At 74.2% G+C, this 2,859-nt stretch carries 4 protein-coding genes; all 4 read left to right on the top strand.

Going from position 1 to position 2,859, the window contains the following annotated elements; translation table 11 throughout:
• Window positions 1-181 (top strand): universal stress protein (locus ACWDAS_RS41360; RefSeq protein ID WP_450401134.1); only part of this gene is annotated, 181 nt, incomplete at its 5' end.
• A 224-nt stretch (window positions 182-405) separates the two neighbouring features.
• Window positions 406-867 carry a Crp/Fnr family transcriptional regulator gene (locus tag ACWDAS_RS41365; RefSeq protein ID WP_450401136.1) on the top strand — a complete coding sequence of 154 codons (462 nt, stop codon included), beginning with the start codon at window positions 406-408 and terminating at the stop codon, window positions 865-867.
• Window positions 868-899: 32 nt separating this feature from the next.
• Window positions 900-1,550 carry a CBS domain-containing protein gene (locus ACWDAS_RS41370; protein ID WP_450401138.1) on the top strand — a complete coding sequence of 217 codons (651 nt, stop codon included), beginning with the start codon at window positions 900-902 and terminating at the stop codon, window positions 1,548-1,550.
• Window positions 1,551-2,011: 461 nt separating this feature from the next.
• The gene (locus ACWDAS_RS41375) at window positions 2,012-2,677 is read left to right on the top strand and encodes a helix-turn-helix domain-containing protein (protein WP_450401139.1); all 666 of its coding nucleotides are present in this window, start codon (window positions 2,012-2,014) and stop codon (window positions 2,675-2,677) included.
• Window positions 2,678-2,859: the final 182 nt, after the last annotated feature.

Genomic DNA, 2,859 nt, shown 5'->3' on the forward strand with positions numbered 1-2,859 from the left:
GGTGGACGCCGTCCCCGGACCGGCGGCCGCCGCGCTCGTCGAGGCGAGCCGCGCGGCGGACGTGGTGGTCATCGGCGCCCACCGGCGGGAAGCCCGCCCGCTGGGAATGCGCCTCGGGCCGGTCACCCACGCGGTGCTGCACCACGCGCACTGCCCCGTCGTCCTGGTCCCGATCGACTGAGGGCGGCCGCCGGGAACAGGACCGCGACGGCAGGCCGGGGGGTACCGGCCGGGTCGCAGAGGGGCCGAACGGCCCCTGCGCGCGGCTGGTGCCGGGGCCCACGCTGGAAGTGCGGGCCGCCGGACGGCAGGCCCGCCCCCGGCCCCGGGGCCCGCCCGGAAGGGCCGCCCGACCGTACTCGCGCCGCCGCAACAGCGGCGGGCTTCAGCAGGAAGGGGTCAGCGATGACCACCGCCACCTTCGGTCTGCTCGACGCGCTGCCGCCGCAGGCCCGTGATCGCATGGTGCAGTTGGGGCGTTCCGTGGCCTTCCCGGCCGGGGCCAGGATCTTCGAGGAGGGGCAGCGAGCCGACCGCTTCTGGATCATCCACACCGGTTCGGTCACCCTCGACATGCGCGTCCCCGGCCGGCGGCCCGCCGTCGTGGCGACCCTGGGCCACGGCGACCTGCTCGGCTGGTCCTGGCTCTTCCCCCCGTACAACTGGCACCTCGGCGCGCAGGCTCAGAGCCCGGTGCGGGCGGAGGAGTACGACGCGACGGTGGTGCGCGCGCTGTGCGAGGCCGATCCCGTCTTCGGCCGGGCGGTGTCCCGTCGTGTGGCGGAGATCGTCGCCCACCGCCTGCAGGACGCCCGCAGCCGCCTGCTCGACCTCTACGGGCCCGCGGGCAGCGGGACGGCGCACTGACACGGGCCCCCGGCCTTTCGAGGGAGGACGCCATGCAGGGCAGTCCGCACAACGTGAGCGACGTGATGACCCGGGCCGTCGTAGCGGTCGGCCGGGACGCCTCGTTCAAGGAGATCGTCACAACGATGGAACGGTGGAGGGTCAGTGCCGTGCCCGTGCTGGAGGGGGAGGGCCGGGTCGTCGGCGTCGTGTCGGAGGCCGATCTGCTGCCCAAGGAGGAGTACCGCGACAGCGACCCCTCCCGCTACGAGCAGATGCGGCGGCTGCAGGATCTGGGCAAGGCGGGCGCCACCACCGCGGACGAGCTGATGAGTGCCCCCGCGGTGTGCGTGCACGCCGACGCCACCCTCGCCCAGGCCGCCCGGGTCATGGCCCAGCGGCGGATCAAGCGGCTGCCGGTCACCGACGCCGAGGGCATGCTGTGCGGCATCGTCAGCCGGGGCGACCTGCTGAAGGTCTTCCTGCGCCCGGACGAGGAGATCGCCGACGAGGTGACCCGCGAGGTCGTCGCCTTCCTCTTCCCGGGCGAACCCCCGCTGGTGCGGGCTCGGACCGAGGAGGGCGTCGTCCACTTCTCCGGCGTGCCGGGCGACCCCTCGCTGGTCCCGGTCGCGTCCCGGCTCGCCCGCGCCGTGGAGGGCGTCGTGGACGTCGTCTGGGAGTCGAACTTGACCCGGCCGTAGACGACCGGGCTTGAAGGTAGCGCCCAACTGGCTGCTGAGTGGGCTCCTCCGTCCAGACACCCCTACGGGGTGGCAGGGGCGCGTGACTCACGCCCCGCAGTCCACACGGTCTCACCCTTACGGGCGATGTTGTGGGACGCATTGTCGTCCGCGTGCATCAGGGCCCCGCAGGACCGACAGGCGAACGCCGGAGCCCGGCACCCGCCGCGGGCACCTGCCTCGCTGCCGGGAACGGCCGCACGGGTGGGCCGTACGGGAGGGCCGTCCGCGCCGGCCCGTGGGTCCGTTCGGCCCTGGTACGGGCACCGCGTACGGGTCACGATCGAAGAGGCTCCGGACTGGCATGCCGGAGTGCGCCGCGGCCGGGCCGCAGCGGTGCCGGCCGTGGCAGACGCCGTCCGCCGCATCGGCGGGCGGGACGCCATCCCCCTTCCGGGGCCTGGGACAAGGACGTGAGCAGCATGGCAGCGAACCCGTTTCCCGCCGCTCCCGGTGACATGGGGCGCCGTGTCGCCAAGCGCCGCGACGAACTGGGCCTGACCCGCGAGGAGGTCGCGACCCGGGCGGGCCTGGCCACCAGCTATCTGCGCTTCATCGAGGAGCAGTCCACCGCGGCTCCCGGCATGGGGACCCTGCGCACCCTCGCGGCCGCACTGGAGACCACGGTCGGCGCCCTCAACGGCGGGGACGCCGAACTCCCCCCGGGCCTGGGTCGCGCTTCGCCGCACGCGCGCCTGGTGGAACTCACCCCCGAGGAGTGCTGGGCGCACCTCGCCTCCCACGGCGTGGGCCGCATCGCGGTGACCACCCCGGGCCGCGAGGCGATCCTGCCGGTGAACTACAGCGTGGTGGACCGGTCCATCGTCTTCAGGACAGCACCCGGTTCCGGGCCCGCCGGGGTCACCGGAACGGAGGTCGTCTTCGAGGTGGACCAGGTGGACGAGGCGCTCAGCCAGGGCTGGAGCGTCCTGGTCCGGGGCCGGGCGCGCCGCGTCGAGGACCCGGCGGCCGTACGGGAGCTGCACGAGCGGATGTACAGCAGCCCATGGCCGGGCGACGAAAACCGCAGCCTGTGGGTGCGGATCGACACGGACGACGTGAGCGGGCGCCGTATCGACGTGCCCTGACGCGTCCTCTCCCGTGCCGATGGGTCCGTTCGGCCCTGGCGCCGACGGTGTGCCGCGGGCGAGGATCGGGGGGACATCGGGACGACGCAGGGCAGGGGGCCGGGATGACCGGTGCAGGGGAGTTCTCACCGCGGACGCCGATCAGGGTGTTCCTGGTCGACGACCACGAGGTGGTACGGCGG

The sequence above is a fragment of the Streptomyces sp. NPDC001070 genome, assembly GCF_053598835.1.